We start from the raw sequence: 11,679 nt of genomic DNA on the forward strand, positions 1-11,679 counted from the left end.
GGGTCATGCCAGCCCGTGGAGCTATCCGTCCGGCTGTGTGATGCAGCGGTCGGATTGACCCTCCACGCCGCGGGGTAGTGGCGCCTGCAGTCGGGTCCATCAGACCTGAACGACCCACGCGCCCGACCGACTAGTCGACGTAGCACGCAGGAGGATCCGTGGACCTGTCCCTCACGACCCGCCAGGAAGGCGACCACACGGTCGTCGTCGTGGGCGGCGAGATCGACGTCTACACCGCGCCGAAGCTGCGTGAGCAGCTCATCGACCTCGTTTCAGCCGGCTCTTACCACCTGGTCGTCGACATGGAGGGCGTCGAGTTCCTCGACTCCACCGGCCTCGGTGTCCTCGTCGGCGGCCTCAAGCGGGTTCGGGCGCACGACGGCTCGCTGCGCCTCGTCTGCACGCAGGAGCGCATCCTCAAGATCTTCCGGATCACGGGCCTGACCAAGGTCTTCCCGATCCATGCCTCCGTCGAGGAAGCGCTCTCCGCCAGCGACTGAGGCGCCCTGGCCACCCGGCTCGCCGTCCCCACGACGGGGTCGCGGGTGGCCTGAAGGACGTCGCGCCGGGGCACCGCCCCGGCCACCCTGGGACCTGGGACCGAGCATCGCCTGACGAGGCGGGACCGACCGGCCACACCGGCCGGCCCGGTCCCGGCAGCTGCTCGAGGCGCTCGCGCGCCACCCTCGCCCGGTACCGGCGCCGACCAGGCACGGCCGCTCGGCGACGAGATGGTCGGGCCAGGCTGGTCGGGAGCCGGGACCTCCCCAGGGACGATGCTTACCAACAGGACAGAAACCCCGGAGGCCGCATGTCCACCGTCGAGTTGCGCTTCGCCGCCCTGCCGGGGCATGTCCGCACCGCCCGCATGATCGCCATGGCGGTCGCGCGGCGGGCCGGGGTGCCGTCCGGGGCGCTGGACGAGATCAGGCTCGCGGTCGGTGAGGCCTGCCTGCGCGCGGTGAACGTGAACCGGCGGCGGGCGCCCGAGGACCTGGTCGAGGTTCGGATGATGAGCGCCGACGGTGCCTTCACCGTCACGGTCGTCGATTCGGGGGAGCCCGCCGACGACGCGACGCCCGGCCCGGACGGCGGTCTGCTCGGCGCGCCGGCACTGCTCGACCTGGGCCTGGGCGCCCGGCCCCTCGGCGACGCGCTGGCGGCCCTTCCCGGCGACCAGGAGCCCGGGGCGACCGGTTCGGCTCTGCCTCCGGGCATCGGCCTGGCGCTGATCGAGGGGCTGGTCGACGACGTCGAGATCCGCAGCCGCCCGGACGGCGTCGGCACCGTGGTGACGATGACCTGGGACACCGCCGCCTTCATCGGGGGCGACCTGGAGGGCGGCCTGGCGGCGGCGGGCAACCCCGCCTTCTGACGGCGAGACTCGCCGGCCGGCCCCGCGGGACCCCGGAGGGAACGTCGCTCGCGACACGTGCCCTACGGACCCGCAGGGGGCGGTCGGCCGCAAAAACGAGCGCACGCCGCAGACGTGTGGATAGACTCCGCCGCATCTCACAGACGGTCTAGCTGGCCGTCCGTGACCGGAGTTATTGCTCCCGGTGGAGTGCGGTGGAGGTGGGGCAGGGACCTTCCGCGAGACGGCAACGCAGGCACCGAGTCGGCCGGCAGACGTGGTACTCCCCGAGCAAAGGACGCCACGCCACYGGGCGCCGTCACCTGCGCGCCGCCAGCCACGGTTTGACCCGCGAACCCACGACATCCCCGACCAGCCACCCGCGGCGTCGTCCGATGCGACGCTTGCTGTGACCGTCGGGCCTGCGCGCATCGTCTAGCTACGACGGCGTGCGAATGCCCGGCTGTCCAGGGGACAAACAGTGCAGACCGGGAGGAGCCATGTCCCCGACCCAAACCGCGGACTCACCCGCGACCGCTGGGATCGACCTTACTGGCGGGCAGCTGGGATTGGTCGCCGGTGTGGCGTTCATCGCAGCGTTGGCCCTGCTCGTGGCCGCTTATCTGGTCCGCGAGGTACTCGCGGCCAGCCAGGGCGGACCCAAGATGATCGAGGTCGGCAAAGCGGTACAGGAAGGCGCCGCCGCCTATCTGCGCCGCCAGTTCAAGACTCTGGCCGGGTTCGTCGTCGTCATCCCGTTCGTCCTGCTGGCGCTGCCGGCGGACGACACCGGTGCCCGCGTCGGCCGCTCGGTGTTCTTCGTCATCGGCGCGATCTTCTCCGCGCTCGTCGGCTTCGTCGGCATGTCGCTGGCGACCAGGGCCAACACCAGGACAGCCGCGGCGGCCAACGAACGTGGCGAGAAGGCCGCGCTTCGGCTGGCGTTCCGCACCGGCGGCGTCGTCGGGATGTTCACCGTCGGGCTCGGCCTGCTCGGCGCCGCCGTCGTGGTGCTCGCCTTCCAGGACACGGCGCCGCAGGTACTGGAGGGCTTCGGGTTCGGCGCCGCGCTGCTCGCGATGTTCATGCGGGTCGGCGGCGGCATCTTCACCAAGGCCGCCGACGTCGGTGCCGACCTGGTCGGCAAGGTGGAGAAGGGCATCCCCGAGGACGACCCGCGCAACGCGGCGACCATCGCCGACAACGTCGGCGACAACGTCGGCGACTGCGCCGGCATGGCCGCCGACCTGTTCGAGTCGTACGCGGTCACCCTGGTGGCCGCGCTGATCCTCGGCGTCGGGGTGTTCGGCGCGCACGGGCTGGTGTTCCCACTGTTGATCCCGGCTGTCGGCGTCATCACCGCCGTCATCGGCATCTTCGCCGTCACGCCCCGCGCCAAGGACCGCAACGGGATGGCGGCGATCAACCGCGGGTTCTTCATCTCGGCGGTGATCTCCGCGATCGGCGTCGTCATCGTCGCGCTCCTCTACCTGCCGAGCAGCTTCGCCGACTTCCCCGGCATGGAAGGCAGCACCCAGGATGGCAACCCGCGGGTGATCGCCATCAGCGCGGTGCTGATCGGCATCGTGCTCGCCGCGGCGATCCAGCTGCTCACCGGCTACTTCACCGAGACGGCCCGCAAGCCGGTCCGGAGCGTCGTCGAAGCCTCCACCACCGGCCCGGCGACCAACATCCTCGCCGGCATCGGCGTGGGCCTCGAGTCCGCGGTCTACTCGGCGGTGCTGATCGGGGCGGCGGTGTTCGGCGCCTATCTGCTCGGCTCGGGCAGTGTCACCGTCGCGCTGTTCGCCGTCGCGCTGGCCGGTACCGGGCTGCTCACCACCGTCGGCGTGATCGTGTCGATGGACACCTTCGGGCCGGTGAGCGACAACGCCCAGGGCATCGCGGAGATGTCCGGCGAGGTGACCGAGGAGGGCGCTGCGATCCTGACCTCGCTCGACGCGATCGGCAACACCACCAAGGCCATCACCAAGGGCATCGCGATCGCGACGGCGGTGTTCGCCGCGACCGCGCTGTTCGGGTCGTTCACCGACACGGTCGTCGAGGCGCTCGGCAAGGCCGGGGTCAGCCCCGATCCAGGCCGCGGCGTCGTCGGTGGGCTCAACGTGGCCTATCCGGACGCCCTGGTCGGCCTGATCCTGGGGGCCGCGGTCGTGTTCCTGTTCTCCGGGCTCGCGATCAACGCGGTCGGCCGGGCCGCCGGGCGGGTCGTCTGGGAGGTGCGCGCCCAGTTCCGCGACCACCCGGGGATCATGGACGGCACGGAGAAGCCGAACTACGGCGCGGTGGTCGACATCTGCACCCGCGACTCGCTGCGCGAGCTCATCACGCCGGGAACCCTCGCCGTGATGGCTCCGATCGCGGTCGGATTCGGCCTTGGCTACCCGCCCTTGGGCTCGTTCCTGGCCGGTGCGATCGCCGGTGGCGTGCTGATGGCCGTCTTCCTCGCCAACTCGGGCGGTGCCTGGGACAACGCGAAGAAGCTGGTCGAGGACGGCGCGCACGGTGGGAAGGGCTCCGAGGTCCACGCGGCGACGGTCATCGGCGACACCGTCGGTGACCCGTTCAAGGACACCGCCGGCCCGGCGATCAACCCGCTGATCAAGGTGATGAACCTGGTCAGCCTGCTGATCGCGCCGACCGTGGTGAAGTTCTCGGTCGGCGAGGACAAGAACACGTGGCTGCGGATCCTCATCGCGATCGTGGCGGTGGCCGTGATCGCCGCGGTGATCGTGATCTCCAAGCGGTGGGGCTCGGCACTGGACGCGGCACCATCCTCCCCCGGCGTTCCGGCGGTGGGGGGCTCGTCCAACGTCACGGTCACGGGCGCGAACCCGGGCACGGACGTGTCACCGGACCAGTCCACCGTCGACCAGGTGAACGTCTGAGTCAGCCGTTCTCCCACCCCGGGTGGCGCTGATCCAGACAGGATTCCGACCGCCCACCGCCGGTGTTGCCGGCGGTGGGCGGTCACTGTCGTTAGAGGACCCGCCGTGGGGGCACCCCCTGGCYGGGGGGAGGTCGGTCACGTGACGCGCTCGGGGGATGGCGCACCGGCACCGTGAGCCCTTACCGTGACGGCGGTTCAGGTGATAGGGAAGGTGGGGTCCGCTCGGGAGGCCGGGGGCGTGTCCCGGGCGCACCCGCGTGCCACGATCGAGCCTCCAGCCGGCCTCCTTGGACGGGCGGCGAGAAGCCGGCCGGGGCGGCGCGGCGTACCGTGCAGCACGACACGTGCACCGGTTGCGGTGACGGCTCACCGGTTGGGGTGGGGTGGAGCCCGGTGTGGGCGCGCACGAGCGCCCCGCCGGTCGCCCGGCCCGACGGCGGCCCGGCCGCCGCGGTGGCCGGGGCCAGCCGGCCACGCACGCGCCAGCCTCGGCGCCGCCGCCAGCCAGCGACGCCGCCAGCCATGAGACCGTCGACAACGACACGAGAACAGCAGTACCGAGGAGACCAGTGCCACCGCGCGCGAAGACGACGGCCCGGACCCCGTCCCGGTCGTCCACCCCGCTAGCCGAGCCGCCGGGCGTCGACGAGGACGTCCTGGACGCGGCCGAGCAGGTCGACGAGGCCGGGACGTCGTCCGGTACCGCTCGTGGCGGCGCCGGGCGACGGCGGCCCACCGCCAGTGGCGCGGGCACCCGGCTGGTGATCGTCGAGTCGCCGGCGAAGGCGAAGACGATCGCCGGCTACCTCGGGCCCGGCTGGCAGGTCGAGTCGAGCATCGGCCACATCCGCGACCTGCCGCGCAGCGCCGCGGACGTGCCGGCGGCGCACAAGGGCAAGCCGTGGGCCCGGCTCGGGGTGGACGTCGACAACGGCTTCGAGCCGCTCTACATCGTCACCCCGGACAAGCGCCAGCAGGTCAGCAAGCTCAAGGAACTGGTCAAGGACGCGAGCGAGCTCTACCTCGCGACGGACGAGGACCGCGAGGGCGAGGCGATCGCCTGGCACCTGCTGCAGACGCTCAAGCCGACCGTGCCGGTCAAGCGGATGGTCTTCCACGAGATCACCCCGCAGGCGATCCGCCGGGCCGTCGACAGCCCGCGCGAGATCGACGAGAACCTCGTCAACGCCCAGGAGACCCGGCGCATCCTCGACCGGCTCTACGGCTACGAGGTCTCCCCCGTGCTGTGGAAGAAGGTCATGCCGCGCCTGTCCGCGGGCCGGGTGCAGAGCGTCGCGACGCGCATCCTGGTCGAGCGGGAGCGGGCGAGGATGCGCTTCCGATCCGCGGAGTACTGGAACATCGAGGGCCGGTTCGCGGCCACCGTCGGCCACGACGGCAAGGCGCCCGACCCGACGCTGCTGCCCGCGACGCTGGTGGCGCTCGACGGCCGCCGCCTCGCCACCGGCCGCGACTTCTCCGCCACCGGCGCGCTCACGTCGGCCGACGTGGTCCGCCTCGACGAGGCGGGCGCGACCGGCCTCGCCGAGCGGCTGGCCGCCACCGTCTTCGCCGTCCGCTCGGTGGAGACCAAGCCGTACCGGCGCTCGCCGTACGCGCCGTTCATGACCTCCACGCTGCAGCAGGAGGCGGGCCGCAAGCTGCGGTTCTCCAGCCAGCGCACCATGCAGATCGCGCAGAAGCTGTACGAGAACGGCTTCATCACCTACATGCGAACCGACTCGACGAACCTGTCCGAGACGGCGCTGACCGCCGCCCGTGAGCAGGCTCGCCAGCTCTACGGCCCGGAGTACGTCCCGGACAAGCCCCGGATCTACACGAAGAAGGTCAAGAACGCCCAGGAGGCACACGAGGCGATCCGCCCCTCCGGCGACACCTTCCGCACCCCCGGCGAGGTGCGCGCCGAGCTCGACGCCGACGGCTTCCGCCTCTACGAGCTGATCTGGCGGCGCACCGTCGCGAGCCAGATGGCCGACGCCCGCGGGACCAGCGCCACCATCCGCATCGGCGGCACGTCCAGCGCGGGTGAGGACGCCGAGTTCGTCGCCAGCGGCAAGGTCATCACCTTCCCCGGCTTCCTGCGTGCCTACGTCGAGGGCGCCGACGACCCGGACGCCGAGCTGGAGGACCGCGAGACCCGCCTGCCGGACGTCCGCCAGGGCGACCAGTTGGCGACCCGGCAGCTGACCCCCCGCGGCCACTCCACCAGCCCGCCGCCCCGGTTCACCGAGGCGAGCCTGGTCAAGACGCTGGAGGAGCTGGGCATCGGCCGGCCGTCCACCTACGCGTCGATCATCGRCACGATCCAGGACCGCGGCTACGTGTGGAAGAAGGGCACCGCGCTGGTGCCGAGCTTCATCGCGTTCGCGGTCGTGGGACTGCTGGAGGACCATTTCGGCCGGCTGGTCGACTACCGGTTCACCGCGTCGATGGAGGACGACCTCGACGACATCGCCGCCGRCACGGCGGCCTCGACGGACTGGCTGACCCGCTTCTACTTCGGCGACGGCACCCCCACCGCGACCGGCGGGGGCAACGGCACGCCGGTCGTCGACGGCGCAGGCGTCGGCACGGCGGCCGGCGCGAGCAACGGCAAGGTGGCCGCCGCGAGTAACGGCAAGGTCGCCGCCGGGAGCAACGGCAAGGTCGCCGCCGACGCGGGGCTCAAGCACCTGGTCAGCGAGCGGCTCGGCGAGATCGACGCGCGCGAGGTCAACTCGATCCCGCTCGGCGAGACCGAGGACGGCGTGGCCATGGTGGTCCGGGTCGGCCGCTATGGGYCGTACGTCCAGTACGGCGAGCGGCGCGCCAGCGTGCCGGAGGACCTGCCGCCCGACGAGCTGACGATCCCGAAGGCGCTCGAGCTGCTGGAGGCGCCGTCGGGCGACCGGGTCCTCGGCGCCGACCCCGAGACCGGGGCGACCATCACCGCGAAGGCGGGCCGCTACGGCCCCTACGTGACCACCGACACCGACCCGCCGCGGACCGCGAGCCTGCTGTCGACCATGTCGCTGGAGACGATCACGATCGACGACGCCCGCCGGCTGCTCACCCTGCCCAGGGTGCTCGGCGCGGGCGAGGACGGCGAGGAGATCACCGCCCAGAACGGCCGCTACGGCCCCTACGTGAAGAAGGGGACGCAGAGCCGCTCCCTCGAGTCCGAGGAGCAGCTGTTCACGGTGACCCTGGAGCAGGCGCTCGCGCTGCTGGCGCAGCCGAAGACGCGCGGACGGCGCAGCGCGGCCGAGATCCCGCCGCTGCGCGAGCTCGGCGCCGACCCGGCGACCGGCAAGCCGATGGTGCTCAAGGAGGGCCGGTTCGGCCCGTACGTGACCGACGGCGAGACCAACGCGAGCCTGCGCAAGGGCGATGAGATCACGACCCTGACGATCGAGCGTGCCGCCGAGCTGCTCGCGGACCGGCGCGCCCGCGGCCCGGCCACCCCCCGCCGCGCGGCCAGCCGATCGGGCACCGGAACAGGCGCCAAGTCCGCCGCCAAACCGGCGGCGGGCACGGCCAAGGCGAAGTCGAGCACGAAGGCCACTCCGAAGGCCAAGGCGTCGTCGACAACTAAGGCGGGCACCGGCACGCGTACGACCACCAGACGGTCGACCAAATCCCGGACCTCCCAGATCGACTCCGCAAGCTCCATCGATCCGGCAGGAACCCCGGGCGCGAGCGAGGCTGGCTGATGGTCCCCGACCACGGGGACGAGAAGGACAATCAGGCCGCGGCGCGCCAGCCGCCCGAGTCAGGCGACACCCGTGGCGGCGAGACCGGCGGCCTGGACGCGCCGTTCACGGACGACACGGCCATGGCGGGCGGCGCGCCCGCCGGGTCTGTCGACAACGCGAGCGGCGGGTTAGCGGGGCGCCGTCCGCTACGTGCCGGCTGGGCCGTCAAGACGGTCGGCCAGCATCCGGTCACGAGCGTCCCGGAGCCGCCGGAGCGGCGCGCGCCCGCGAGCTCGGACGAAGGCGACGTGCGGGCGGTCCTGCGCCTCCCGGAGTTCCGCCGGCTGTGGATCCAGCTGGGGCTGTCCAGCCTCGGCGACTGGATGGGCCTGCTCGCGACCACAGCGATGGTCACGCAGCTGCAGAAGGGCTTCTCCGGGCAGGCGTACGCGCTCGGCTCCCTACTGATCATCCGGCTGGCGCCCGCACTGATCTTCGGCCCGCTGGCCGGGGCGGTCGCCGACAAGCTCGACCGCCGGCTGACCATGGTGGTCACCGATCTGCTGCGCTTCGTCCTGTTCCTGTCGATCCCGATCGTCGGCACGCTGACCTGGCTGCTGATCGCGTCGTTCCTGATCGAGTGCGTGACCCTGCTGTGGGCGCCGGCCAAGGAGGCGAGCGTTCCGCATCTGGTGCCGAAGGAGCGACTGGCCGCGGCGAACACGCTCAGCCTGCTCACCACCTACGGCAGCGCGCCGGTGGCGGCGGCGATCTTCGCCCTGCTGGCGACGCTGTCACGCAGCCTGGCGCCGGGGCACCCGTACTTCCGGGACTCGTCGGTCGACATCGCGCTCTACTTCAACGCCGTGACCTTCCTGCTGTCGGCGGTGGTGATCTGGGGGCTGAAGTCGATCGGCAAGGCGGAACGCCCGCAGCACGCCCCGGAGCCGGGCTTCTTCGCCTCCATCACCGAGGGCTGGAAGTTCGTCGGCAACGACCGGCTGGTGCGGGGCCTGATCATCGGCATCCTGGGCGGATTCGCCGGCGCCGGCTGCGTCATCGCGCTGGGCAAGCTCTACGTCCAGATCCTCGGCGGCGGGGACGCGGCCTACGGCGTCCTGTTCGCGGCGGTGTTCATCGGCCTCGCCACCGGGATGGCGGCGGGGCCGAGGCTGCTCGGCGACTACAGCCGCACCCGCCTGTTCGGGGTCTGCGTCACCGGCGCTGGCATCACGCTGGTGTTCGTCGCGATCATCCCGAACCTGGTGCTGGCGTGCATTCTCGTCGTGCTGGTGGGCATGTTCGCCGGGGTGGCGTGGGTGACCGGCAACACCCTGTTGCAGGCCGAGGTGGCCGACGAGCTGCGCGGACGCACCTTCGCGCTCGTGCAGTCGCTGGTCCGGATCGACCTGCTGCTGGTGCTGGCCGTCGCGCCGGCGCTGGTCGGCCTGATCGGCTCGCACAGCGTGCACCTGTGGGGCGACGTCAACGTCCGGGCCGACGGCGTGACCTTCGTACTGCTCGGTGGCGGTGTCCTCGCCATCGTCGTCGGCCTGTTCGCCTACCGGCAGATGGACGACCACTCCGGGGTGCCCGTCCTCCCGGAGCTGTGGAACGCGCTGCGCGGCCGTAGGCAGAGCCGCCGGCCGCGGCACGCCGGTCTGCTGGTCGCGATCGAGGGAGCGGACGCCACCGCGAGGGCCGAGCAGCTCGAGGCGCTGCGCTCCTGGCTCACCGAGGCGGGCCGCGAGGTGTTGGTCGCCTCGGACGCGGTGATCGCCGCTCCGCTGGAGGGCGCGCTGCGCCAGCTGCAGGCGGACCCATCGGCCGCGCTGCACCCCCGCACCGAGGCCCTGCTCGCGGCCGCGGTCAGGGCCGAGCACGTCGCCAGGGTGATCGAGCCGGCGCTCGCGCGCGGCGCCGTGGTGCTCACCGACCACTACGTCGACTCGACGGTCGCGCACCAGAGCGCCGCGAGCTGCGCCGGGCTGGACGAGCTGACCGTGCTGGCCCAGTGGGCGACCATGTCGCTGCTTCCCGACGTCACGGTCCTGCTGGACACCGAGTCGGACACCGAGCTGCCTGGAGCGGGCGCGCCCGTCCTGACGTTCGACGAGGAGGTCCGCGCGGCCTTCCTGCGGCTCGCGGACGAGGAGCCGCATCGCTACCTGGTGCTCGACCGCGCCGCGCCGGCGGACGAGCTGCGCGCCCGGATCCGCCAGGCGGTCACCCGCCGCCTCGGTGGTGCGACGCACGGCGTCGCCGGCGAGGGCGTCGCCGGCGAGCCGGCCGGCCCCGCCATGGACGTCGCGACCCTGGGCTCCGCGCGGTTCCCGGAGGGCTCGGCGTGAGCGTCTGGGAAACGCTCACCGGGCAGGACGCCGTCGTTGACACCCTCGTCACGGCCGCCAGCGCGGCCGCGCTCATCGGCGGCCCGGACGGTGCCATCGCCGCCGCCAGGGCGGGGATGACCCACTCCTGGCTGTTCACCGGCCCCTCCGGCGCCGGCCGCGTCGACGTCGCCAGAACCTTCGCCGCCGCGCTGAGCTGCGAGCGCGCCACGGCGGCGCCAGCGCCCGATGAACCGCCTGGCCTGCCCGGCTGCGGCGAGTGCGTCGGCTGCCACACCGTCCTCACCGACACCGCCGCCGACCTGCGCACGGTACGCGCCGAGGGGCTCTCGCTCGGCGTGCACGACGTGCGGGCGCTGGTCCGGGACGCGGCGAGTGCTCCGACCAGCGGCCGCTACCGGATCCTGCTCATCGAGGAGGCCGACCGGCTCACGGACTCCGCCGCGAACGCCCTGCTCAAGGCGCTGGAGGAGCCGGCCGACCGGTCGGTGTTCCTGCTGTGCGCGCCGTCGGTGGACGACGTGATGCCCACGATCCGGTCTCGCTGCCGGGTGGTGGCGTTGCGGCTGCCCTCCGTGGACGACCTCGTCACCGCGCTGCTGCGCGACGGCGTCGACGAGCGCGCCGCGCAGGTAGCCGCCCGGGCCGCGCAGGGCCATCTCGGCCGGGCACGGCTGCTCGCCGTCGACGATCAGGCCAGGGCGCGGCGCGCCCAGGTGCTGGCACTGCCCGGCCGGCTCGGCCGCGCGGCCGAGTGCCTGGCCGCGGCCGCCGACCTCGTCGCCGCGGCGAACGCGGACGCCGACGCGGCGAACAGCGAGCGGGACGAGGTGGAGGCGGAGGCACTGCGCACGGCGCTCGGCGTCGGGGCGACCTCGTCCGGCGCCACCGGGCGCTCGAAACGACCGACGAAGTCAGCGCCGAAAGCCGCGCCGAAGGCCAGGACGATGATGGTCCGCGGCGCCGCCGGGGCGCTCAAGGACCTGGAGAAGTCGCAGAAGAGCCGCGGCCGGCGCACGGTGCTCGACTCGCTCGACCGGGCGCTGCTCGACCTCGCGGGCCTCTACCGTGACGTGCTCGCCCGCCAGCTCGGCGCGACCGTCGACCCGGTGAACCCGGACGCCGCCGCCGAGATCGGTCGGCTCGCCGCGGCGGCGACCCCGGAGCGCACCCTGCGCCGGCTGGAGGCGGTCCTGGCGACGAGAGACGCGCTTGCCGCCAACCCCGGCCTCGTCGCGCAGCTCGCCGTCGAGTCGCTCGCCCTCGGCCTCCGCGACGCCTAGCCTCGGGCGGCGGCGTCCCGAGCGCGCCGGTCGAGGCCGATCCCGGGCCGACCCGGCGGCGGGAACGCCGCAACCGGCGGGGAAC

Annotated in this window: 6 protein-coding genes; all 6 read left to right on the forward strand. The window is 72.9% G+C overall.

Annotated elements, in window-relative coordinates; translation table 11 throughout:
* Positions 1-158: 158 nt before the first annotated feature.
* The 6 genes from BCD49_RS27485 (at position 159) to BCD49_RS27510 (ending at position 11,594) form a co-directional block, all read left to right on the forward strand.
* Positions 159-500 carry an anti-sigma factor antagonist gene (locus BCD49_RS27485; RefSeq protein WP_007516571.1) on the forward strand — a complete coding sequence of 114 codons (342 nt, stop codon included), beginning with the start codon at positions 159-161 and terminating at the stop codon, positions 498-500.
* A 311-nt stretch (positions 501-811) separates the two neighbouring features.
* On the forward strand, positions 812-1,375 hold the full coding sequence (locus BCD49_RS27490) for an ATP-binding protein (RefSeq protein WP_007516569.1): 564 nt from the start codon (positions 812-814) through the stop codon (positions 1,373-1,375).
* A 479-nt stretch (positions 1,376-1,854) separates the two neighbouring features.
* A complete protein-coding gene (locus tag BCD49_RS27495; RefSeq protein WP_007516567.1) occupies positions 1,855-4,263 on the forward strand; it encodes a sodium-translocating pyrophosphatase in 2,409 nt (802 codons plus the stop codon).
* A 571-nt stretch (positions 4,264-4,834) separates the two neighbouring features.
* Positions 4,835-7,978 (forward strand): type I DNA topoisomerase, encoded by a 3,144-nt coding sequence (topA, locus tag BCD49_RS27500; RefSeq protein WP_071042056.1) that lies wholly within the window; start codon positions 4,835-4,837, stop codon positions 7,976-7,978.
* Positions 7,978-10,311, forward strand: a complete 2,334-nt coding sequence (locus BCD49_RS27505) for a bifunctional MFS transporter/dTMP kinase (protein ID WP_007516565.1) — start codon at positions 7,978-7,980, stop codon at positions 10,309-10,311. Before topA ends, BCD49_RS27505 begins: the two co-directional genes overlap by 1 nt.
* On the forward strand, positions 10,308-11,594 hold the full coding sequence (locus BCD49_RS27510) for a DNA polymerase III subunit delta' (protein WP_007516564.1): 1,287 nt from the start codon (positions 10,308-10,310) through the stop codon (positions 11,592-11,594). Before BCD49_RS27505 ends, BCD49_RS27510 begins: the two co-directional genes overlap by 4 nt.
* Positions 11,595-11,679: the final 85 nt, after the last annotated feature.

Origin of the sequence: Pseudofrankia sp. EUN1h, assembly GCF_001854645.1 — a bacterium.
Classification (GTDB): Bacteria; Actinomycetota; Actinomycetes; order Frankiales; family Frankiaceae; genus Pseudofrankia; species Pseudofrankia saprophytica.